We start from the raw sequence: 20,612 nt of genomic DNA, 5'->3' as shown, positions 1-20,612 counted from the left end.
CGAACTCTACTGAGTCAATTTCATGAAAAAACCCATCAAAATCCTGGGTGTTTTGATTCTGACCCTAAGCGTTAGCGTATTTGTACTAAGTATTGGTGCACGAATCAGCGGGATTTATATCAATACCACACCCAGTTTGCCAGTAGGTTTTTACAAAATGGTTGATGAACCGATTGTCAGCGGCGCTTATGTCGCTTTTTGCCCACCACAGGATGTGGTTTTTGATATGGCTATGGATCGATCCTACATCAACCGAGGGGATTGCCCTGGTGGCTATGGTTTGTTGCTCAAACGTGTGTTTGCACAATCCGGAGATACGGTTTCCATCGATCAGGCTGGCATCTTTGTGAATGGCAAACACTTACCCAACAGCACTCAACTAATAGCAGATGCTGAGGGTCAACCATTGCCGCAATACAGGCTTAAAGCTGTGCTCAATGATTCTGAGTACCTGCTGCTATCCGATTTGAACCCGCAATCCTTTGACGCGCGCTATTTCGGACTGATTACGCGTGATCAGATTAAGCAAGTTTTTCGTCCGATTTTTACCTGGAGTCATTAATCAAAAATTAATAGGAGTCAAAGCCATGCATAGACCACTGATTGATGCTGAAACAAACAATCCTGACATACAAGAAGTCATAACGGACAAGCTACTCGATGCAGAAATACCGGGCTTTCAGGCTGAATTTGATCCTTTAGAGGCTGAAAGGCTGGGCGCATTCACGGAAGATGCCTTGAGTGAACAGGATGCGCTGGATAGCACAATTGATCATGTAGCGGAGGTTAACGATGAAAGAGGCTAAAAAGGCTTTTCATGAACAAGTCGCCGAGAATTTGATTGAGCAACTCAAAAAAGGCGCTGCACCCTGGCAAAAACCGTGGAAACCAGGTGATCTGCTAGCCGCATTACCTATCAACCCAACTACGGGTAAGCGCTACCGGGGCATCAATAGCCTAAACCTGATGAGTCGTGCATATACGGATCCGCGTTGGCTAACCTACAAGCAAGCGATAAGCCTGGGTGCGCAGGTGCGTAAAGGTGAAAAAAGCACGCTCGTGCAATACTGGAAATTTACTGAGGAGCACATCAAAAAAGATGATAACGGAAATCCTGTTTTAAATAGTGAAGGCAATCTAATTAAAGAACAAGTCAGACTAGAGCGCCCCCGAGTGTTTTATGCCTCCGTATTTAATGCGGAACAAATGGATAATCTGCCAGAACTTGACATTAAAGCCCCCGACTGGGATCCACTGGAGCGGGCTGAACACATATTACAGGCATCCAATGCCGTGATTCGTCATGGTGAGGCAGACCGCGCATTTTACCGACCATCCACAGACAGTATCCACTTACCCCATAAGCACCAGTTTCCGACCCCCGATCGCTACTACGCAACTGCATTGCATGAGCTGGGGCACTGGACAGGCCATGAATTGCGCTTAAATCGTGATCTATCGCATCCATTTGGAAGCGAAGGTTACGGCCGCGAAGAATTACGCGCTGAGATAGCCAGCATGCTGCTCAGTGGTGAGCTGGGGATTGGTCATGATCCAGGGCAGCATGTGGCTTATGTGAGTTCATGGATCAAAGCGCTGCAGGAGGATCCGACAGAGATATTCCGTGCCGCCGCTGATGCAGAAAAAATCCAGGATTTTGTACTGGCATTGTCACAACAACATGAAATTGCACAGAAAGTTTATGCACAGGAGGCAATCAAGATGGATCAAATCAAGCAAAACACCGCAGCTTATTTACTGAATCTCTCACATGATCTGGCCACCATCTCATCCCACAATATCAAACGATTTAATGATCTGACACAGGATATGTCAAAAAAGGATCAGGATGCCATCATTCTGGTTGCTGATGCACTCAAATTTACGAGGGGCGGCGGTATTGATAACTTGGAGTTTGAAGAAGTTGCGGAAGACAAATTGGGTTTTAGAATTCCGGCTGACTGGAATGGACAGTTACAGATTCAGGGTAATACGATTCAAACCAATGAAAATGGTATTGAGTCTATAGTATCCGCTGATTTAATAAACATGGAGCCACAATTTTGGGGTGTGACTATGCAGCGTGATGATCAGACTTTCCAATGGGTGAAAGACTGTGAATCCAAACAAGAAGCGCAGGATTTGACTGATCTGCTTGCACTCATCGACGCCGCCGCAGAACAAAATGAACATGAAAAGGCCGTTAAGCTTGCTAACATCCATGAAAACCGCATCCGAAATGATCCAATTAGCACTGAAGTATCGATATTAGGAACCAAGGCCGAGCAAAACGATGACAATGCTCGTCAATATTTGATCGTTCCTTATCGTGATAAGGACTTAGCAAAGGCTGCTGGCGCTCGTTGGGACAAAAAGGCCCGTTCCTGGTATGTAGGGCCAGAAGCAGATATTCAAACATTACAACGTTGGTTACCGGAGAATGTTTCCAGCCAACAGGAACTAGCTACTGATCCTCACGTGGAATTTGCTGACTTGCTGCGCGCTCAAGGTTGTTTGGTTGATGGCAATCATCCAGTGATGGATGGCAGTAAACACAGAATTAAAGTCGAAGGCGACAAGTCGGTCGAGAAATCAGGGTTTTATGTGGCGCATCTGGATGGTCATCCTGCCGGATATTTCAAGAATAATCGAACCGGTATTGAAATTCGCTGGAAGGCCAGGGGGTACTCTCTTACGGATGAGCAAAAAGCCGAGCTATTCGCCCAAGCTGCTATCAAGCAGCAGAACAGAAAAGCCGAACAACATGCGCAGCAAATTAAAGTTGCTGATGCAATTCAACAATTGCTGACTATCGCACCTGCTGCCGATTCCGAACATCCTTATCTGAAAGACAAGCACGCCCGGCCAGGCGATCTGAGAATTGTGCCGCAGAATGCTGATGATTTACCCAATGACTCAATCATCAAAATTGGTCAGAACTGGCAGGAAGTCAAAGTATTGCGAGAAGAAAATCCAAATAGCATTGTACTGAGTGCCGGTGATTTGTTGCTGGCCGCACAAGATGTTCATGGACAAATCTGGGGTGTACAAACGATACAACCCAGTGGTGCAAAGCTTTTTGCAGCGGGTAGCAGAAAGGAGAATAACTTTCATGTCGTTGGTGGCGAGAGTCAGGGACTTACAGCACTGGATGCTGCACCTGCCATTGTTATTGCTGAAGGCTATGCCACCGCAGACACGCTATCCCAGGCGCTGGATTATCCTGTCATCGCCGCATTTGATTCAGGTAACCTACCCAAAGTATCTAAGGATTTGCATGAAAAGTATCCACATAAGCCAATCATTATCGCAGGCGACGATGATCATCATCTGGAATCGACCCTTAGCAAAAACCCCGGCAAGGAAAAAGCGCTTGAAGCAGCGGTATTGGTCAATGGGGCTGCGGTATTTCCGGTTTTTGCACCGGGTGAGCAGGACTCAAAGAAATTAAATGATTTTAATGATCTGGCCAATAAAAGCGCGCTGGGTATTGAGGCGGTAAAACGTCAGGTCGGATCGGTTTTTGAGAAAGTTTCTCAGCAGGCTAAACAGGACAGCTTATTGAAGTTACAAGTCCCTATTGAACCTAAGCAGCAGGAAATCAAGCAAAAACGGGCATTGGCCAGGTAATCTTTTAAGGAGACTACAAGATGCGCGATAATAGGTTAAAGACTCCAGGAAATTCATTCCATTCTGATGAAGGTGATCTTTATGAAAACATTGAGACTCGTCCCGGTACTACCGAAAAACAAAGGGAAGCAGGGCGAGGTGCCTATACAGAATTGCTCGAAGCTCATGCTCGATGGGCAGGTGGCACCTTACTGGGTTGCGATTTCCCAAAAGACTTCCGAGAAAAAGGAGAAACCACTTTCCTAAATCAGCCTATTAAGTCAGGCCATGATCTGGCAATAATGGCGCAAATACTGCGTGATCCGCGTTATGAAACGCTGCGAATCTTCTATACCCGTATGAATCGCATCGTTCATCATACGGCTGTGAGTTCCAGATTACCGGGCGCAGTCTATCTGGAAAAAATTGGGCATGACAAACATGATCTGGGTGTTTTGGTAGAAAAGACTAGACGACATGTTAAAGCAGATGGGTACTGGTTATTGCATAACCATCCATCGGGTAATGCTACGCCATCGAATCAGGATATCAGGCTTACAGAAATAATTGCATCAACTGTTCCGGGTTTCAAAGGCCATGTCATTATCAATACCAGTCAATACAGTGTCATTGATAAAGATGGTCATGTCGATTTTATGAATTGGATGCGGGACTTGGCGGGTGGTTATCAGAATAACCACTATAAAAGTCATGAGCTGCTCTTGGAGAAAATAACTTCACCGGAGGATCTTGCAAAGATAGGCCATACTTTAAAGAGACGGGATCAGTTTTTTAACTTGATAGGCATCAGTGCAACAGGATATGTATTATCGTTAAGTGAGTTACCCTTATCGGTACTGGATCGCTCTCAAAATTTGCTGCTGGCGCGACTGCAAAATTTTGCCCGCAATTCAGGTGTCAATACGGTATTTGCTATCACGAATGCCAATGATTACAGGCACCCGGTATTATCCAAAGCTTGTGAAGTTGGCATACTAAAAGATGTGTTAACTGTAGAGGGGGCTGATTATCGGTCATTGCGAGAAGAAGGAGTGTTTGCGTCAATGCCCGGTGAAATAAGTGCCATTTTTAGGAAGCCTAGAACATTTGTGAAGGAAGAGGACGGATCGGGCAAATGCAAAAGTCATAAACGCTGACAGTTTTCAATTTGGTATTTATTATGTCTGTAAGATCATTTCTTGTTGAACAAGTCCTGAAGAAACTCAGCAGTGATATTCTTGATGCAAGAAAGCGCCGAGGAATTACTAGATGGCTCCAAGGTTTTTTCTTGCAAATACTGACAAGGCGCAACCGTAGCACATAAAAATGATTGGAAAAATTGCTTTGCAAAGCTAGAGCATGGGTTTTCGTAGAGCTTAATTATTTTTGGATATCTCTACCCTTCTGAAAATGAGAATGAGAGAAGAAGGCAAAAAATATCTCACTATTTCAGGGCCATCTTACAAAGATGGCCCTAGATTAACAGATCATGTCCGCTAGTCTAGAGCCTAAAAAAATGAAAAAAAAGCTTAACTTTGCTATCTACCAAAAACATCATGCAACGATACACTTAATGCTGCATTTTTCTCACTAACTACATTGTTACTGCGTAAACTAAAAAGGGTTGTTTAGTAACAGCTATTGACAGTAAATCGCTATAAAATTGTGATCATAGAAATATATCCATGCTAATCGTGCATCTTGATCACTGGGTGAAGCTGAGTTCGGTGTTGAGAAAGCATAAAGATCATTCACACCTTTGACAAACCAATCGCTCCAGCCTGAAGACCATTTAATTTTGTAAGCAACGATGTCTACACCATAGATTTGTCTATCGTGAGAACGGTTTAATCCACCGTTTGCCCAAGTGCTGTCTTGATTGGGAGGTAGCGGTGCGGACTCGGTACCGATCGAAGTACAATGCTGCTGGGTTGTTGTATTACCAATATTTGCGTGAGCAAACATCGCAGTAGTCATTAAGAAAAACAACACAAATATTTTAGTTTTCACAAAACTCTCCTTATGCTTATTCTGATTCAAAATGCTAATTGATTCTGAGTGTAAGAGAAATAAGCATCGATACTCATTTTTAAGGCATCGATATTGTGCCTTCCTGAATCGCCCCGGGTTTTGAGGAGGCTCCAAATCTTGAGAGAATGGAGTCATGAACAAATCAAATAAATTTTCCCCCGAAGTCAAAGAACGAGCAGTTCGTCTGGTGCAAGAGCATCGCAGTGAGTATTCTTCGCTGTGGGCAACGATAGAATCGATAGCGCCGAAGATTGGCTGCACATCGCCGACATTGCATGATTGGGTAAAGAAGCACGAGATCGACACAGGCCTGCGAGATGGCGTCACCAGTGTAGAGCGTCAGCATATCAAAGCACTGGAACGTGAGGTCAAGGAATTACGTCGCGCCAATGAAATTCTGAAACTGGCCAGTGCTTTTTTCGCCCAGGCGGAGCTCGACCGCAAACTCAAATCCTGAGGTCATTCATCGATCGGCATCGCGACACCCACGGGGTCGAGCCGATCTGCAAGGTATTGCAGGTTGCCCCGTCAGGATATCGACGTCACGCTGTCGAGCTGCGTAATCCGGCATTGCGCTGTGCCCGAACTATTCGCGATGATGAGCTGATGCCGCAGATACAACGAGTCTGGCAGGTCAACCTGCAGGTTTATGGTGCCGACAAGGTATGGCGGCAACTCAAGCGCGAAGGGATGCTGGTAGCTCGCTGCACAGTAGAACGGCTGATGAAACGGTTGGGGCTGGAAGGTGTGCGGCGCGGCAAGATTGTCCGCACGACGGTTCCTGACAAGAGGCTGCCATGCCCACTGGATCGCGTGAACCGGCAATTCAAGGCGGATCGCCCAAACCAGTTGTGGGTGTCGGATTTTACTTATGTTTCCACCTGGCAAGGTTGGCTATATGTCGCGTTCGTCATCGACGTGTTTGCCCGGTACATCGTGGGTTGGCGCGTCAGTTCCAGCATGCACACGGACTTCGTACTGGATGCACTGGAGCAGGCTTTATACGCTCGGCAACCGGAGCTAGGTGCCTTGACTCATCACAGCGACAGGGGTTCCCAGTATGTTTCTATCCGTTATACGGAGCGGCTTGCCGAGGCTGGAATAGAACCGTCAGTAGGAAGCCGTGGCGATAGTTACGACAACGCACTGGCCGAAACGATTAATGGGCTGTACAAGGCTGAATTGATTCACAAACGAGGGCCTTGGAAAAACAGGGAATCTGTTGAATTGGCGACGTTAAACTGGGTATTCTGGTTCAATCACCAGCGCTTGCTGGGATCTATCGGCTATATACCGCCGGAAGAAGCTGAGGCACAATACTACCGGCAGTTAGACAACTCGGATTCTGCCAGTGTTACTTAAACCAAACAGCCTCCACAGAACCCGGGGCGATTCATCCCAAAGAAACCGGGGTTGGTTGAGCAAACGCTACGCAACTGGGTGAAGATGGCGGAGGCAGGCAAACTTAACAGTGCGATACCAAGGTAGTCTCACCGGAACAAAAGATCTATACGAGTATGTGAGCTTCTAAAAAAGCAACTGTAGATTCAACTGTAGTGTAGCAAGATACCTGAGTTACTTGTTTAATTTCTGATCGGAGTCAACAGGATTGAATGAAATCAAGGTTTTCTCAGTGCAGCTATCTGTTCTTTTAAAGATTTAATTTCTTCCTCGGCACGGATTTGAGGTGTGATATCGAACTGAACTCCGAGGAAATAAAGTAAGTTGCCGTGTGAGTCAAATAAAGGCGATACCAATAAATGATTATAGAACAGCTCACCATTCTTACGATAATTCCGCAGTACGACTTCGACAGGCTGTTTATTTTTTATCGCTTCGCGCAATTGCTTAACACCTGCTTGATCATGTTCATTTCCTTGTAGAAAACGGCAATTCTTACCTACTGTCTCCGCTAACGTGTAACCAGTTATTGATTCAAACGCTTTGTTAACATATACCAAGGGTAAGTCTTCTTGATCAGGATCAGCCAATGTTACGCCATTGACGCATGAGTCAAGGATTTTAGACAATACTTGTGGAATTAATCCAGGGTCTTTTTCAACGATAAAATCCATATTTTCTCTCCAGGTTAACTTACTATTCGCTTAAAAACTTTTTTACAACATATTATTGTGAGCTTGCTTGATCTTCTTCTATGATTTTCTTAATATTTCTTACTGTTCGTTCAGAGCCATCCTGCACTGCTATGCGGACCAGTTTCTCAAAAGGCCTGACATGTAAATCTAAGCTCAACAATTCGAAAGTGAAAGTAATGCGGCTATCCGTTGAACCAACTGGCTCGATCAAATAATCGCAACGATAGGGATTAGAAACTCCCTCAAAACAGATACGTGAACCTTCATTGAATATTTTAACTTTGAATGTCGACTCGGAACGATTACCTTGATCAATACGTACTTGACGGCAAGTAGTACCCAATTTGATGGGACCATCGGTAAGTTTTTCTAACTCCTTGACTTCCGGTGACCATCGGGGATAATTTTTAAGTAAATCATTCCCAATAAAGTTGAAAACCTTATCGGTGGTACTTTTTATAATTGTACTGCCCTTACCAATGACAGGACTATCTTTAAACAACCCAAGCATTACTGTATCTCCTGCGTAGTTTTTGCTAAACCAAGAAGTTTCGATTCCTTACATATTTATTGTGTTCTTACCAGCCCTTTAGCCGTTAACGCGGAGCATCTTATATTACTTTCTGATAGTAACCAACCCACTTCATCCGATTGCTCAAGCACACTAGATAACCCAGTTCACGGTGAAGACAATGCTCCTGTGGCTCCGGTAAACCCAAGTTCCTCAAAATATCTTATGCTATTAATTCACCTTTATGGACTGCAAATTAGGCGATGAGTGCATTCAATTCTTACGATTAATAATGCGAAAAATCGCCAGTAATATATTTTCTCTACGAAAGCACTGAGAAACTGCTGTACACGGCAATACTGCATTGAATCAAGCTATAACATTTATTTATCATTTGTAAATTACGATTTCCCGATTCATTTCTACTTACCTGGTGTCGCTCACTACCTTTTTTAGAGCTTCTTGAGGATTACTCATCGGCCACTGCCAACCTACAGTATTTGCTGGAAAGCATACTGCCGTTTTCTGGCCAAAAATAAGGGTCTGATTGTTTTGTCGCATCATTTACGGATTTTAATAGAGCATACAGCGCCATCAGCTGTGCCATACTTTCTTTTTGGTTAGGCCGTGAAAGTACGCCTTGATATAATGACCAACTTGATCACTTATAAATAATGAGGTTGAAGCATTTTTAGGCGCACTGATATGAAATCTGATCAGATAAAATTCGCTGTTTGTATGGATAAAGAGATAAGCTTCTTTAACTGTATACGGTCATCGCGAATTGCTTTGAGTTTCTCTCTCTCGAATATGATCCATCAGTAAAATCTGGTCTACCAATTTTCACTCATATAATAATCCTGAAAAGTTTTATTATTTTTTCACTATATTCAAACAGCAATATGAGTGGTGGGAAACAGTAATTTTTAATGTGTTTTAATTGTTTCAGTATCATTCCATTAATACGGAGTAATTTACTTTTATGGCAGAAATAGAAAGATCGGCTTTGGTTGAATACTCAGCAAATCAAATGTTCGAATTAGTCGATAATGTTGAGGAATACCCAAAATTTCTTCCATGGTGTGGAGGAGCCTCATCCGAACCGCAAGACGAGGTTACAACGCATGCGACCGTCAAGATTAATTATCATCATATCAAACACAGCTTTACTACTAAAAACAAACGTTTTCCGCCTGAATTGATCGAGATGAGCCTGTTGGATGGTCCGTTTAAGCATTTGGATGGACATTGGCAGTTTATTCCGATATCGGAAAACACTTGCCTGATTAAATTCCGATTGAATTTTACTTTTTCCCACAAAATTCTTGAGAAGCTAGTCGGGCCAGTATTTCATAAAATCGCCAATAGCTCTGTAGAATCTTTTATTGAACGAGCTAAAGTGATTTATGAAAAACGCTGAATTTTAAAAGACTCATCAAACATGTTTGAAGGGATGTCGACCCATTATTGGTTAAATTGCTGCTTTTGTGCCAAAGGCTTATCATTCTTGGAAAACGCGCAATCTATCGGGTGTATCGCTGCCGATGTACGCCATGTTCACTATCGGCGTCGGGTTTTGGCTTTTTTATGGTTATCTGATCGGTAGTGTGCCCGTTATATTGGCTAATCTGATAACGCTTTTATTGTCCAGCATGGTGCTTGGTTTAAAAATTCAGAAAATTATAGTATTCCGCAACAATCGCTGACTTTGCATGATTACCTTCCCTGAGCAGATCGTACCGCTTCCGATTTGTATTCCAATATGCACGATATTTCCTCCTTTCCTTTTTCTACTCTCATTTCTTCATCTCCCTAACGTATAGCGTGATCTCGGCTAAGTAATGCGATTTTGCAGAGCAAGATCACATTATGATCATGTCCTAGTCGATTATTGAAAATTGAGTATTGGCACTCATTTTAATAAAAGTAAAAGCAACTATCATATTTAAAAAATCGATTAATTACTTGCGCGTGCGATTTGCTGCGTTTATCAGTACTCGTAAGATTAATTATACGATCAATAAATTGCGGAATTTTTAATAAGAGAAGATAAAAAATCGCAGGAGTTTTTCCTCAAGCCACTATGATTTCTTTTGGATCAAAAGGTGGTCATACGGCATCGCAGCCATGACGCACTATCGAAGAAGTCGAGTTCGCCACGCTTGAATGGGTGGATTGGTTCAACAATCGCAAGTTACTAGAACCGATATGGAAATATTCCATCAATTAAAGGGGAAAACCGATGCAGCCGGACTCTGACTTATCAGTCTCCGCAAAACTTGGGTGATTCATAGACGATTGATGAAAGGTGGACTCATGAGTGCAGCACGAATTTTGAAAGCAGCTCAGTTTGCAGCAGAAAAACATAAAAACCAGCGCCGTAAAGACGCGGAGGCATCGCCGTATATCAATCACCCTTTGGCGTTGGCTACTGTTCTAGCAGCCGAAGGTGGAATCCACGATCGGGATGTAATCTGCGCTGCGCTCCTTCATGACACCATCGAGGATACCGATACCACGGCTGATGAGCTCCGGGCTGCATTTGGCGATAAAGTTACGAATATCGTTTTGGAATTAACAGACGACAAGAATCTGGAAAAATCGATTCGCAAAGAAGAGCAAGTTCGGCACGCCCCTTACATTTCGGCTGAAGCCAAGCTTGTAAAACTGGCCGACAAGATCTGCAATCTGCGCGATATTCTTGCATCTCCCGCCGCCGATTGGTCTGCAGAACGCAAACGCGCTTACTTTGAATGGGCGGCGCGAGTGGTCGCGGGCCTCAGAGGGACACATTCCGGTCTTGAAGCAGTCTTTGACTGCCTTTTTTTCAAGGGACTCGAGGAGTGGGCGCAACAATGATGGGAGGGGCAACTACTATTTGGATGGCTGCCGCGAGTACTTGCTTGATGCTGTCGCAACCGGATGACCGCGCATATTGCCTCGCCAAGGAAAACCAGCGTTCCACGGACTGTGCATCCATTGTCAATGCAGATTTAAGGATACGATGCCGCGTGGAGTTAGGACAGGATAGATCACAATGTGTGTCGATTACAGATCGAACCGAGCGAGCCATGTGCCAAGCAGGCGCTGCAAGAAAAGGGAAGTAATAATGGAAGACAGCGCTAGCAAAGCGTATTGTGCTGCGCGCGCCGATCTGACGCGTGCTTATGTTGATCCACTTTATTTCGGTGATCCACCGGAGATTTGTGATCATTGCCAAAATCCGCTTGAAGGTGATTCTTATTTCGGGGATTGCATGATGCCCGGGCAAGATTTTTGGGTCTACCTCTGTCCGCTTTGCATCAACAATAATCGATTGGAGTTTGGGTGGGGCAGGGGGCGGTTGTATAAACGGGTTAATCATTCTGACGGGGATTGGCTGTTGGTTGCCGGATTTTCCCGGAAGATCACAGATCACAATCACTCGTAAATCATCTAAGCGGTTATTTTTTCCATTCCTTTGTGGCGGATCTTGCGATGCTTGAGCAGATTCTTTACGACATGAAAGAGATGTGTGGCCTTGGTGCTCATGATGTGCTCGCCAAAAAATTTCTTTCAGACATTCGGTGAGTTGGAGGAACAGAACACACGTAGAGAATCTGTGTCGCGGCAGCGCTACTCGTTACACCAATAACCTCTTTTCCTTGTTTGCCCGCTGCCTCGCATTCTTACTCAAGATCTTGTGACGACCCTATCTAGGGCACAGCATAAGAATTTAGCATTTGATTACCTATTAACATTTTGGGGCTGTAGTAGATCAGGTTAAATATGAGTCCAAGATTTCAAAATTTTTAACTGTTGTTTAGGAGTTCCATAATTGAATCTGAATTCACATTCCTTGAGAAACAATGGAAATGATCCTTTAGGAATACCATTGTATTTTCTTAAGACGCGTTTGGCCTGATTCCAAAAGTTTTCAATGCCGTTGATGTGATTCTTACCTTGTGCAAATAGTGTGGAATGGTTGATACGCTTATGGTAAAAATGATTCACGTCGAGCGCATTATAACTACGATAGCAGTCTGTATAAACTATGCTGTCAGGCGCTATCTTTCTAGTAATTAGCGGCATCAACGTTTCTGTCTTAGTATCTCCAACAACCCTCGTATAAACCTTGCCACCGCGCTTCAATATGCCAAAAACAGCAACCTTACCCGCAGCGCCGCGACCACGCTTGCCCTTACGAATACCACCAAAGTAGCTTTCATCTAATTCCACTACACCATGAAAAATTTCGTGAGATTCTTGCTCTAGATGATAAACAATCACTTCCCGTATTTTGCGATAAAACAGTGCTGCACTATTAGGTTGAATTCCCAATATATCGGCTGCTGATCGCGCTGTAACTTCCAACACAAAATATTCCAACAACCTTGATTGCGTTTTCTTTAATAATCTACAATGACTTATCTTCATTAAATTAGCTTATCAGTTAAGCTAATCTACTACAGCCCCAACATTTTAATAGTTCGGAAATGAGTGCCCTATGGAAACAGAATTGAAATCTTTAGAAGACAAAGTTTCTCAACTTTTACGTTTGCATCGGGATGCAACCAATGAAATCATAAAGCTGCGTAAAGAACTTGAAGACACGCATGCTCATTGTGAGAAATTAAATGAGAAAATACATGTCGCAACGGATCGGCTTGAAGCTCTCTTGTTAACCATGCCCACTAATGAATAATCAGCTGAATCGTGCCGGATTTTTCGGGGATAAAATGATTTTAATTAATAACAGGTAACCCCTCGGCAAAGCTGGAGGGTTACCTGTTATTAATTAGGCCGGTCGGCAGGGGAGGGGGGGGGGTGGTCATTTTTACTCCAAAAATATATAAGCAGTTTCCTGCCAACTAATCTCATTCTCGGCGCAAGAGGCAGTTGTAGGGCTATTCAGGAAAAAATCCAGATTTTTTCGATTTCTTCATAAACGATCGTAACAAGTCATCTACCTGATTAGTTTCATCACTATTGACTTGCAATGTGTTACAAACATCAATCATCTGTTCGATTTTCTTAGCCAAATGAACAATGGTTAAATTAGCGACCCCGCTTTGATCGCCGCTTATTGCCATCTCCGAAAGAGCTTCAATACAATGTGCCAATTCTTTAATAGCCAGAAGTTCTTCCTTAAGTTGTTCTTCTGCGCTAACAGCACATTTTTGACTATGGCGAGCATATTCCCATGACACTGAAGTGGTGTTATAATATTTTCGTTCCATGTGACATTTATCCCTTAAGAAGTATGATTCGTTATGTGGTTAACATTCAGCTGCGAATACACCTGGATGCCTACTCATATGCTTAAATTACTTTGATTTCTGCCGCACTGCTATGATTGATCATACATTTACTATTATTATCACACTAACATCATTATCATTAATTTTCACACATTAGCAATGATTGAATCACCATAATTGGAAATAAAAGCCCTCATATGTGATAAATGTCACATATGTTGTGACTTAGAGTGTGTTTCTCGCACTTCGCAAGTGCTCTTCATGAATCTGCGGGGCTATTCTAGTTGGCATTTCTAATTGGTCACTTAGGGAAGCGCTGAACAAATCCCGAGGTCTGGGATAATAGTTTTTCCTTATAATTTTTCAAAAATGCAATGCCACGCCAAACGAGCTTTGCCGATCTGGACAACAATCACAAGAAGCGCCGGACGCGCCGGGAGGTTTTCTTAAGCGAAATGGAAGGGGTAATACCCTGGCAAGAATTGCTGTCGCATATTGAACCCCATTACCCCAAGAATGGACAACGGGGCCGCCAGCCGATGGTGCTGAGTAACATGTTTCGCATCTACTGTCTGCAGAATTGGTTCAACCTATCCGATCGGCAAATGGAAGATGCTCTATACGAGATTAAGAGCATGCGCTGTTTTGCGGGATTCAGCGGAGTTACCGGATACCCTGCCGGACGAGACCACGATACTGAATTTCCGGCATCTTTTAGAGAAGCACGAATTGACGGTGGTATTCCTTGAGGCGATCAATGCTCACCTCAAGGCTCGGGGGTTGCTGGTTTCCAAAGGCACGATGGTGGACGCCACACTCATTCACGCCCCAAGTTCGACCAAGAATGGGGAACGGGCGCGAGATCCCGAGATGCACCAAGCGAAGAAGGGGATGCAATGGTACTTTGGCATGAAAGTGCATGTAGGGGCAGACGTAGATTCAGGCGCGATGCACACGGTTGAAGTTACCGCTGCCAATGAAGCCGACATCAACATCCTGCCCAAGCTACTGCGGGCAGAAGACGAGGTTATTTTTGGCGATGCGGGCTACACCAGCGATGAGTACAAGCGCGGGTCACGGCAGTTGGGAATACGCTGGTGTGTGCAAGACAAACGCAAGCCCGGACAGAATCTTTCAGTGAGTCAGAAGAAGCGTAACCGGAAGTATTCTTCAATCCGGGCACGGGTGGAACATGTGTTCCGGGTGATCAAACGGCAGTTTGGATTTACCCGAACCCGCTACCGCGGGCTGATGAAGAATGCTGCTCAGGTGAACATGTTGATGGGCTTGGCCAAACTGTACCTGCTGCGAAGGCGATTGTTGACTACTTGAGGGAGGAGTCCGCTCAAAATACACCTGATGGCGGACGATGAAGCACAAACAGGGGAAATTCGGCAGCAAAATACTGCAAAAAAATGAATTGCTGGGTGTTCGTGTTTAAAAAACCGCCAGCAGTACCGAAAAATCTGATGATGGTTAATTAATCAGCGCTTCCTTAGGGAAGCAAATGACTTCGCAAGTCATTTAGCGACATAATATCCACACCGCAGGCTCAAAACTCGAGCCTATTCTAGCAGGCGCTCATGTTTCCCCGCATTCACGCCGATCGATATCGACGGAGAGAGGGTGATCGGCTACGGCATGGTCTGTGCGTGGATGACGGAAGCGAAGTGGGCGCAGAGTACTAAACATGGCGTGGTACTGCACTGGGAGGTAGTCATGCATCCATGACCACTCCAATCATTCCGAAGCTTGTACAAACTGCATGATGTCCGCTTAATCCTGGCGATCACCTCACTAAAGGCCGCACAGATGTAAAACCGCCATCGACAGCCAAGATCTGTCCAGTGAGCCTCGCAGCATCCGGAGACAGCAGCCAATCCATTACGGCAGCCACCTCGTCAGCAGTTTGTAAGCCGCCAAGTGGATATTGCTTGGCGGCTCCATCGCGCATCGCAGGCTGTTTCAGCATGCCCATCGTCATTGGCGTTTCTGTCATGCCAGGTGCAACCGCGTTGATGCGCAGACCCTGTGTGACGCATAGGTGGCGGCAGCACCGCGCACTAATGCCTCTACGCCGCCTTTGGCGGCGGCAATGCTCTCGTGGTTGGCGACCCCAATGCGCGCAACAACCGAGCTTGTAAACACTGCTGCGCCTGGAGCACCATTCAGCGATGCAATCCAGGCCTGTAATGTCCAAAGACTGCTTTCAAGATTGATGCGCAGCACTTCTCTTACCTGCTCTACCGGACTACGATGCAGCGGTGCAATCAAGGTGCTACCTACGGCATGAGCCAACCACGATGGAGCAGCACCTAGCTGTTCACGGCAAGCTTTGAATGCTGCAGCTGCGCCCTCTGGAGTGGTCGTGTCAGCGGCAATGAGAGCTTCGGCAGGAACGTTAATCAGCGCGGCCATATCACGGCCAACCGCAGCAACGCGCAGCCCTCGTGAGCGTAGCCGAGCCGCTAGTGCGCGCCCAATGCCGCCACGTGCACCGGTAACGAGTGCAATATCGTTTAAATTTATAAGTAATCCTGCTAGTCGTGAAAGAAAAGATTTAGTCTGGGAAAAGGCAAACTATACGGAATCCGAATCCATTGTATCGTATGCTTGCATCGAACTTACCACGAACCGATGAGTGGTCATGCTCGGAATCATAAGTCCAGGAACATTCGAACATCGCTCGTTAGACAGATTTCTTACAATTTCAAAAAAAGTTAAATCACCTCCTGCAGCAAACATCGATTCAGTGTAACTTCCTCGCTCAATCTTTTTCTAAGCTGCCTTCTCGGCAGAAAACTAAAAAACAGCCTGGTAAGCATTAATGAAATAATTTCTAAGCTGCCTGTGCGGCAGCGAACATCGAAGCCATAATAACGCAAGCCAAAATAAATTTCTAAGCTGCCTGCGCGGCAGCGAACAGACGATAAAAAAACTCAAAGCCAGTTGTGGTGCAGTGTGCAGGATATTTAGGAATGGATAACCATCCTGTAAATACCTGCATCGCAATTAGCCTATTTGTTTGGATTGTTAAAGATCGTCCAAAAAATAAGTCAAAATTCGGGTACGGAAGCAGTAGAACTTAAACCATAGGTGGTAAAAATTCCTTTAACACTGTTTTCTATTTCTCTTTTTTTGATCCACAGGCAGAACGTATTGCCGCTACTTAGACTTTTCAGCCGGATAAACGGGGTGGTGATGGTTTTGTGCGGCATTTCGCTGTAACTCATCAACACTTTTTTATATTCGGTTGCATTATCGTGCTTTGCGCACAACTCAACCTTGCCATTGAATGCAGTTTGGTAATCCAGGTTGTGCCGCTTCGCATAGCGCCGGGCTAGGCGTTCCCGGCCAGTTTTGGGTTGCTCGCGCTGATAAACGGCATAACCTTCGACGATACTTGGCACCAGGAGGATACCGGTGCAATTCACGTGATCGCTCAGATGGCTTAATCGTTTTTTCGCGTCGAACCGGATCAGGGAGGTTTCGTCCGGAGCAAACAAACGAAGCCTGTTGCCCAGCATGCCGAATCTCTCACCCATCTTGTATTCGGGGAACGATAGGCCGATCGGTGCCCGTTTTTCCGTATCCTGTGTTTCGACTAATCCCAAGTGGATTTGCTGGAAGGCTTGGGACCAGAGGCTGAAAAGATTGATTTCATAATTCGATAATAAGGTGATTTCAAGATAATAGTTCATGGCATCTTCCAATTAGCGAATTACGTCAACGTAAGCCAAGCCTTTTTTACCCAGGTAAAAACTGGAAACGCCAGCGTCATCGATCATTCTTTTTAGTTGTTCAGCTTTGTCGCCGGGAATGTTGAGAAGAATATCAAGCGTACCGTTGGCTTTAGTTAATAAAGAGACAACCTCACCTTCGCCTTTGCGTTTTTCCTTCAGTTGGTACGGATTTCCCCATATTGGTTTTTTACTGCCCGTGGTGTATCGATCCATAAAATCTTTTGGTGTATAACCACGTTTTGAAATACCGGCTAGACCACCATTCTTTGTAAGTGCTAGAGATACGTCATATTCGTGACTTAAACGGCTAATCTGCAAATACAACGCTGAACAGTACAATTCAATTGGCTTTATTTTGCTGTCGACGGCTTTATAAGCAGCGTCGGAAAAATGTTTCTGTAATGCATCCAAAGCATTTTTCACTGTTTCAATATCAATAGCCTTTAATTTATTTAATTCATGCAGTTTTTGTAAAACATCCAAAGGATCAAACTGCTTGGAAGAACTCACTTGAAAGCTTTCATCGACAATGAAGCGGCAAAGATTTTCGATATCAAGCGTCAAGACTCCCCAAAAAATGTTTGAATAATCGGATGTAAAAACCGGATCATTTGCTTTAATCATTCCAGTGAATGAATTTTGATCGGTATTTCCTTCCATATTCCGGATATAAACCGTTTCAGTATTGATAGACGCACTTGAATCCTGCTGGTCGTTAAAAGATATGCGTTCTTCCAAACCTGAAAAGAAGTATTTAGGGCAATTTCTGGATTAATAGAGCTTTCTTTGATCGCCGATAAGCCGATTCAAAACACCCATCACGGTGTCATGAGTAATCTCACGTTTAATAAAATTCGGATATTTGCCTTGACTATCCCGTTTTCCCAAAGTCGTCATAGAGCCAACAAATACCCGGCCACCTTTTGGTAAGGGGTCGTTATTGGAGCCATCCAAGAACGAATTTCGCCAGGAAGCTTCATAGTTAATAGTAATCCGCATGATTCTCCCTTATTTAGCATAAAAATAAATGGCATAAGGGGATTGGGGTTCTTGGTTTATTTCGGCTGAGTTGCGCTTTATGCGCATCATTTTGATGCTGTCGTTGTAATCGACGAGTAAGTGATCGACACACATATAGCCTTTGGCTTGACGGATACTGAGTTCTTCAATCATTTGTAACGTTTTTTTGACGAGAACATCCGTCGCTTCGTTATCCAATAAAATGCCGACCTCGCCCTCCTCAAATATCGTACCGGCACGCACGTAGTTGGGGTGAAACACTGCTTTGGGATTACGGCTAGGATCGATGGATTTAATGAAATATTGAACAGTCTGAGCAATTTTTTCGCCTTCACCGTCCTTGATAACCATGGAAGCCCGGTCAAATTTTTTATCCAGCGAAATAAATTGCAATTGTTCAATACTGATTGAGCCGTAAGCTAAATACTCAGTTTCCCCGAATGTAGTCTTCGAAAAAATCGAATTTTTTCCTTTCTTATAATCTGTTGTACCATTCGCATTAATTATTTCTTCAGTCGAACTTGAAGATGAGAGTTGTTCAAAATTTCCATTACCAAGCTGATCAACAAAATCTTCAAGCAATAATGGGCTTGTTCGTTTACATTGACTAGCTGGAACAACGTACCCGCGAATCAGACCTGTAATTGACGTTAAAACCGACAACAAGTTTTTATCTTTTGCATAATGCAAATCAAAAGCCTGATCTCTAAATAAATGGTGTCTGATACAGTTTTGACTTATGTACATAGGAGTTTCTTTAAAATCTATATCAGATGCATGTTTTTTATATTTGAACCCCGTTTCTTCTTTTACTATCCCATTTAAGTTGCTGTAACCACGTAGTTTTGGCAACGCATGATTGCCTTGATTTATTCCATCAGTACCAACCAATGTAGTCGGGCCATTCCAGTTAACTACGCCATAGCCATTAGCAACTATTTTAAAATCCACGCTTTTAATGCCGGAAATATTTGGCATGCTTAATCCTCGTTAGTTGTTAATTGCTTAATTGAAATTGCACCAATGAGTTGTTTGTCGCATATGGCATAGAAAACAGAGTAACTATGACGAGAACTTTCCCCGCCAACCCGATCCACCCCTTCCGGGGTGTAGCTTAGATAAATGGGAAATTCCGGATCTCTTGCTTCATTGAGCAAAATAAAATCTTTAAAAGCCTTACTGCCGCCGATAATGTCGTGGTGCTTGCTTTGGTATATCCAGTATGAGTTTCTTTGTAGTGGAATTTACTGGGCTGGCACAATGCCTTGCGTATCGAATTGATCTCCATTCCCTACAATCCAAACCAATTCGCTTCGACTTCGCGATCTGAACCAATGGCAGGATATGGTGTGATTAATCCTTTTCTGTTGTTATTAGATACTGCACATCCAGCGCAAGCAGTGCAATAACTGCACTCATCAATGGGCTGGTTTTAACCAGCTTTTTCCCTTAGGAGCGGGGGATTGAGCTTGTTGAGATTAAAACAAATAATCAGTCTTGATCCAATAAGCATCAATACTCAAAATAGAAAGGTTGGAGGCCTACAGTAAATCCGCCGTATCTTTGGATACATAACCATGGTAATAGCTTCTTAAACTTGTGATTCCCCGTGGTCTTGCCACGGGGATCTGCAGCTGTTGGGATCGTGTTGAAAGCAGGCAGATTGTATGGAATGAGGTTTGAAATACGCCGTCAGGCAATGGATGGAGTCATTGATTGGTTAACTACTACAGCCGCAGAGACTGCATTCGACACTGGGATTCATCAGTCCAATGAAGTTCGAGCAAAACTGGCTTGTGGCACAGTTACAAAAGATCACATAATAAGCCCGTTAAGATGTGCGGATTACCAGAGCAAGGTCACTCCAAAATTTTGCTGACCCTTACGCGTGCTTAAAAAACATAATGCTGCTAACCGACAAATCTTCAATGCTGTCAGGCAGAATTTACCCATTAAATTTTTAATATTCTTTTATTCTTAGGTGAATTTACCAGAGTTAACGTAGCTTTCTCCCCATCATAAGTAATAGCCACATCTTTCCCCGCAACAGGTTTACCATCAACATCATTTAATTGATGCACAATAAAATCCTTCTTGACCTGCTGATAAAAAACAGCATTCTCTTTATCAACATGAATGATTTGTCCCTCATACTGATTTTTATCAACGGGTGCTGTAGCTAGATAAATATTGTAGACACCTGGCTTGATGCCTTCATCAACCTTCTTGATAGTGCCGATCGTTTCCCATTCATTATTATTTTGAGTTTGTAGAATCTTTTGGCCATTCATTACAATCATTCGTAGCTTTGCGGGTGTCGTCATTTCAAATTAGTTGTAAGTAGGATTACTGGCAAGATTAA

The 20,612-nt window shown here is 44.0% G+C and carries 22 protein-coding genes, 2 pseudogenes and 1 other annotated feature; of the genes and pseudogenes, 11 read left to right on the top strand and 13 right to left on the bottom strand.

Annotation, left to right across the window (positions count from 1 at the left end; all coding sequences use genetic code 11):
- Positions 1-22: 22 nt before the first annotated feature.
- Genes traF through R2083_RS12845 form a run of 4 tightly spaced genes read left to right on the top strand, consistent with a single transcriptional unit; the run spans position 23 to position 4,766 of the window.
- On the top strand, positions 23-562 hold the full coding sequence (gene traF, locus R2083_RS12860) for a conjugative transfer signal peptidase TraF (protein WP_317531639.1): 540 nt from the start codon (positions 23-25) through the stop codon (positions 560-562).
- A gap of 25 nt (positions 563-587) precedes the next feature.
- Positions 588-806: a conjugal transfer protein TraD gene (locus R2083_RS12855; RefSeq protein ID WP_317531638.1), complete on the top strand. Its 219-nt coding sequence runs from the start codon at positions 588-590 to the stop codon at positions 804-806.
- Complete coding sequence (locus R2083_RS12850) at positions 793-3,630, top strand: zincin-like metallopeptidase domain-containing protein (RefSeq protein WP_317531637.1); 2,838 nt, start codon at positions 793-795, stop codon at positions 3,628-3,630. The genes R2083_RS12855 and R2083_RS12850 overlap by 14 nt, the downstream gene beginning before the upstream one ends.
- Positions 3,631-3,650: 20 nt before the next feature.
- Complete coding sequence (locus R2083_RS12845) at positions 3,651-4,766, top strand: JAB domain-containing protein (protein ID WP_317531636.1); 1,116 nt, start codon at positions 3,651-3,653, stop codon at positions 4,764-4,766.
- 481 nt (positions 4,767-5,247) lie between these two features.
- On the opposite strand, the gene R2083_RS12840 is transcribed toward R2083_RS12845, so the two are convergent.
- On the bottom strand, positions 5,248-5,619 hold the full coding sequence (locus tag R2083_RS12840; protein ID WP_317531635.1) for a hypothetical protein: 372 nt from the start codon (positions 5,617-5,619) through the stop codon (positions 5,248-5,250).
- Between the two features lie 154 nt (positions 5,620-5,773).
- Between R2083_RS12840 and R2083_RS12835 the strand changes: the two genes are divergently transcribed.
- A protein-coding gene (locus tag R2083_RS12835; protein ID WP_411172513.1) for an IS3 family transposase occupies positions 5,774-7,002 on the top strand; the annotation gives its coding sequence in 2 pieces (ribosomal slippage) (positions 5,774-6,065 and positions 6,065-7,002; 1,230 coding nt in all).
- Positions 6,052-6,168 (top strand) — a sequence feature (AL1L pseudoknot). It overlaps the preceding gene by 117 nt.
- 257 nt (positions 7,003-7,259) lie before the next feature.
- Here the strand turns inward: R2083_RS12835 and R2083_RS12830 are convergent.
- Complete coding sequence (locus tag R2083_RS12830; RefSeq protein ID WP_317531633.1) at positions 7,260-7,715, bottom strand: PAS domain-containing protein; 456 nt, start codon at positions 7,713-7,715, stop codon at positions 7,260-7,262.
- 52 nt (positions 7,716-7,767) lie between these two features.
- The gene (locus tag R2083_RS12825) at positions 7,768-8,247 is read right to left on the bottom strand and encodes an SRPBCC family protein (RefSeq protein ID WP_317531632.1); all 480 of its coding nucleotides are present in this window, start codon (positions 8,245-8,247) and stop codon (positions 7,768-7,770) included.
- Between the two features lie 982 nt (positions 8,248-9,229).
- On the opposite strand from R2083_RS12825, the gene R2083_RS12820 reads away from it, so the two are divergent.
- The 3 genes from R2083_RS12820 (at position 9,230) to R2083_RS12810 (ending at position 11,106) form a co-directional block, all read left to right on the top strand.
- Positions 9,230-9,667: a type II toxin-antitoxin system RatA family toxin gene (locus tag R2083_RS12820; protein ID WP_317531631.1), complete on the top strand. Its 438-nt coding sequence runs from the start codon at positions 9,230-9,232 to the stop codon at positions 9,665-9,667.
- A 67-nt stretch (positions 9,668-9,734) separates the two neighbouring features.
- Positions 9,735-9,953, top strand: a complete 219-nt coding sequence (locus tag R2083_RS12815) for a SemiSWEET family transporter (RefSeq protein WP_317531630.1) — start codon at positions 9,735-9,737, stop codon at positions 9,951-9,953.
- Between the two features lie 610 nt (positions 9,954-10,563).
- Positions 10,564-11,106 carry an HD domain-containing protein gene (locus tag R2083_RS12810; RefSeq protein WP_317531629.1) on the top strand — a complete coding sequence of 181 codons (543 nt, stop codon included), beginning with the start codon at positions 10,564-10,566 and terminating at the stop codon, positions 11,104-11,106.
- 903 nt (positions 11,107-12,009) lie between these two features.
- Here R2083_RS12810 and R2083_RS12805 read toward each other — a convergent pair.
- Positions 12,010-12,663, bottom strand: a complete 654-nt coding sequence (locus R2083_RS12805; RefSeq protein ID WP_317537191.1) for an IS1595 family transposase — start codon at positions 12,661-12,663, stop codon at positions 12,010-12,012.
- A 70-nt stretch (positions 12,664-12,733) separates the two neighbouring features.
- On the opposite strand from R2083_RS12805, the gene R2083_RS12800 reads away from it, so the two are divergent.
- On the top strand, positions 12,734-12,931 hold the full coding sequence (locus tag R2083_RS12800; RefSeq protein WP_317531628.1) for a hypothetical protein: 198 nt from the start codon (positions 12,734-12,736) through the stop codon (positions 12,929-12,931).
- Positions 12,932-13,133: 202 nt separating this feature from the next.
- Here R2083_RS12800 and R2083_RS12795 read toward each other — a convergent pair whose 3' ends face one another.
- The gene (locus tag R2083_RS12795; protein WP_317531627.1) at positions 13,134-13,466 is read right to left on the bottom strand and encodes a hypothetical protein; all 333 of its coding nucleotides are present in this window, start codon (positions 13,464-13,466) and stop codon (positions 13,134-13,136) included.
- A gap of 395 nt (positions 13,467-13,861) precedes the next feature.
- On the opposite strand from R2083_RS12795, the pseudogene R2083_RS12790 reads away from it, so the two are divergent.
- Positions 13,862-14,819: pseudogene (locus R2083_RS12790) on the top strand (IS5 family transposase).
- A 457-nt stretch (positions 14,820-15,276) separates the two neighbouring features.
- On the opposite strand, the gene R2083_RS12785 reads toward R2083_RS12790, so the two are convergent.
- The 7 genes from R2083_RS12785 to R2083_RS15430 all read right to left on the bottom strand — a co-directional run bounded on the left by R2083_RS12785 (position 15,277) and on the right by R2083_RS15430 (position 19,608).
- Complete coding sequence (locus tag R2083_RS12785; protein WP_317531626.1) at positions 15,277-15,486, bottom strand: SDR family oxidoreductase; 210 nt, start codon at positions 15,484-15,486, stop codon at positions 15,277-15,279.
- Positions 15,483-16,001, bottom strand: a complete 519-nt coding sequence (locus R2083_RS12780) for an SDR family oxidoreductase (RefSeq protein ID WP_317532092.1) — start codon at positions 15,999-16,001, stop codon at positions 15,483-15,485. The genes R2083_RS12785 and R2083_RS12780 overlap by 4 nt, the downstream gene beginning before the upstream one ends.
- 542 nt (positions 16,002-16,543) lie before the next feature.
- Positions 16,544-17,188 carry a type I-F CRISPR-associated endoribonuclease Cas6/Csy4 gene (gene cas6f / locus R2083_RS12775; RefSeq protein WP_317531625.1) on the bottom strand — a complete coding sequence of 215 codons (645 nt, stop codon included), beginning with the start codon at positions 17,186-17,188 and terminating at the stop codon, positions 16,544-16,546.
- Positions 17,189-17,200: 12 nt separating this feature from the next.
- Positions 17,201-17,968 carry a type I-Fv CRISPR-associated protein Cas5fv gene (gene cas5fv, locus R2083_RS12770; RefSeq protein ID WP_317531624.1) on the bottom strand — a complete coding sequence of 256 codons (768 nt, stop codon included), beginning with the start codon at positions 17,966-17,968 and terminating at the stop codon, positions 17,201-17,203.
- A 33-nt stretch (positions 17,969-18,001) separates the two neighbouring features.
- On the bottom strand, positions 18,002-18,229 hold the full coding sequence (locus R2083_RS12765; protein ID WP_317531623.1) for a hypothetical protein: 228 nt from the start codon (positions 18,227-18,229) through the stop codon (positions 18,002-18,004).
- Positions 18,230-18,238: 9 nt separating this feature from the next.
- Positions 18,239-19,228: a type I-Fv CRISPR-associated protein Cas7fv gene (gene cas7fv / locus R2083_RS12760; protein WP_317531622.1), complete on the bottom strand. Its 990-nt coding sequence runs from the start codon at positions 19,226-19,228 to the stop codon at positions 18,239-18,241.
- Positions 19,229-19,494: 266 nt separating this feature from the next.
- Positions 19,495-19,608: a hypothetical protein gene (locus R2083_RS15430; protein ID WP_411172545.1), complete on the bottom strand. Its 114-nt coding sequence runs from the start codon at positions 19,606-19,608 to the stop codon at positions 19,495-19,497.
- Between the two features lie 290 nt (positions 19,609-19,898).
- Between R2083_RS15430 and R2083_RS12755 the strand changes: the two are divergent.
- Positions 19,899-20,073: pseudogene (locus R2083_RS12755) on the top strand (IS3 family transposase); the annotation flags it as partial.
- A 129-nt stretch (positions 20,074-20,202) separates the two neighbouring features.
- Here R2083_RS12755 and R2083_RS12750 read toward each other — a convergent pair.
- The gene (locus tag R2083_RS12750) at positions 20,203-20,574 is read right to left on the bottom strand and encodes a KfrB domain-containing protein (RefSeq protein WP_317531621.1); all 372 of its coding nucleotides are present in this window, start codon (positions 20,572-20,574) and stop codon (positions 20,203-20,205) included.
- Positions 20,575-20,612: the final 38 nt, after the last annotated feature.

Source organism: Nitrosomonas sp. Is35, assembly GCF_033063295.1.
GTDB lineage: Bacteria > Pseudomonadota > Gammaproteobacteria > Burkholderiales > Nitrosomonadaceae > Nitrosomonas.
The sequence above is the reverse complement of the archived record's forward strand: the minus strand, read 5'-3'. Positions and strand labels throughout refer to the sequence as shown.